A 1553-nucleotide genomic window follows, 5' to 3' on the forward strand; every position below is an offset into this window, starting at 1 on the left:
GGTGTAGGTGGCGAGTTGCTGGCTGGTGGGGATGTTGGGGGGTTGGACGGCGGCGTATGCCGTTTGCCAGGCGGTGTCGTCGGCGGCGGCGCGTGCGGCGGCGCGGGCGGTGAGGCGGTGGTGTAGCGGGTCGGTGAACGCTGGCCAGTAGCCCTCGAGGAGGCGCAGGAGTGGGGTGGCGGCCTGGTTCACCAGGACCGCGGATGCGGCGACGGCGAGCAGGATGGTGAGGACCGTGAGGGTTTGTACGGCGGGTGATTGCCGGTCGAGCCAGGCGGTGTGCCGGTTGAGGCTGTGGAGTCCGCCGTGGTGAAGGGTCCAGGTGGTGAGGCCGGCGAGCCAGAAGATGAGGGCTGGGGTAGCGAGGGAGGTCCACCGGTCGGCGAGTTTCCCACCGATGGTCTTCCAGAATTCGTCGAGCATCCCGGTCAGCTCCGGGTGAGGGCGGCCTGGTGGGTGGGACAGCTGGGGATCGGGGTACTGAGGTCGGGCCGGTACCAGGTGTAGTCCCCATGCGGGCAGACGTACCGGTCGGCGGCGACCGGTCCTGGGTCACCCAGCGTGCCGGGGCGTGGGGTGCGCTGGTAGCGGGGCTGCTGGTCGGGAGGCCGGTAGCGCGGGGCGTCTGCCAGTACATCGCGTAGGAAGCGGCCGGTAAGCGGGTGGCGGTGGAGTAGTGCACGCAGTTCACCGGCGACGGGCGCGGGATCGGCCGGTTCGGCGGCGGCGAGGACTGTGGCGATCTGCTGGTCGAGTGCGGCGGCGTCCTTCTTGGTGAACCAGTCCGTCAGGTAGGGGCGGATCGCACGGGCGGCTTCGAGGACGCCGCGGTCATCGCTGGTCAACGTGCACACTCCCTGCAGGTAGAGGCCGGGTCAGTGCTGCGGTGGGAACCGGCAGTTGGTGTGGTCAAGCCCCGGTGTGCAGGTGTGAGGCCCACACCGATGGCGCCCTTGGCAGGTAGTCCCGCAGGTTTCTGACGGTCTGGTGGACTGCGGCGGCAGGGGCTGTGCCGTCGGCGAGGGCAGCGTAGATGCTGCCGGCAACCTCGACGGCGGTGATGTCGTTGATCGGCCACAGGGTGGCGATGACGTGCCGGTAGCCGGCGAGTTGGAAAGCGGAGGCCAGGTGGATCGCCTCGTCGGTCAGCTGCGCGCTGGGGCGGGCGGTTTCGCACGCGGACAGGAACGCCAGCTGTGCGTGGTGGAGGTGTCGCCGGGTGAGGTCGAGGACGGTGAGGGGTTGGTCGGCGAGCAGGAGCTGGCTTTGGGAGGGGTCGGTGAGGCTGGCGGTGCCGTGGCAGGCGAAATGCGTCCAGCGGGCGGTGGGCAGCCTGTCGAGAACCGCCTGGCGGGTGGCCTGCTCGCCGGTCAGCACGTCGATCTGACCGGGGAAGCGGGCTGCCAGGGCGGTGGTTTCAGCCAAGGCGCCGGGCAGGTCGGGGGCGCCGGCGGTCGTTGGCATGCAGATCGCGACCAGCGGGCCATCGCCGAGCTCGACCCGGCCGTCGGTGTCGGTGGCGGTGGGGCTGGTGCGGCGGGCGTGGGTCAGGG

2 protein-coding genes and 1 pseudogene are annotated in these 1553 nt (G+C 70.8%); all 3 read right to left on the reverse strand.

Annotation, left to right across the window (positions count from 1 at the left end; genetic code table 11):
* A pseudogene (locus C1A33_RS25015) lies at positions 1-423 on the reverse strand (hypothetical protein); the annotation flags it as partial.
* Positions 424-428: 5 nt separating this feature from the next.
* Positions 429-845 carry a hypothetical protein gene (locus C1A33_RS25020; protein WP_101833858.1) on the reverse strand — a complete coding sequence of 139 codons (417 nt, stop codon included), beginning with the start codon at positions 843-845 and terminating at the stop codon, positions 429-431.
* A 64-nt stretch (positions 846-909) separates the two neighbouring features.
* Positions 910-1553, reverse strand: a 644-nt coding sequence (locus tag C1A33_RS25025; protein ID WP_133150822.1) for a CHAT domain-containing protein, incomplete at its 5' end; no start/stop codon positions are given.

Source organism: Frankia canadensis (genome assembly GCF_900197875.1).
In the GTDB taxonomy this organism is placed as follows: domain Bacteria; phylum Actinomycetota; class Actinomycetes; order Frankiales; family Frankiaceae; genus Frankia; species Frankia canadensis.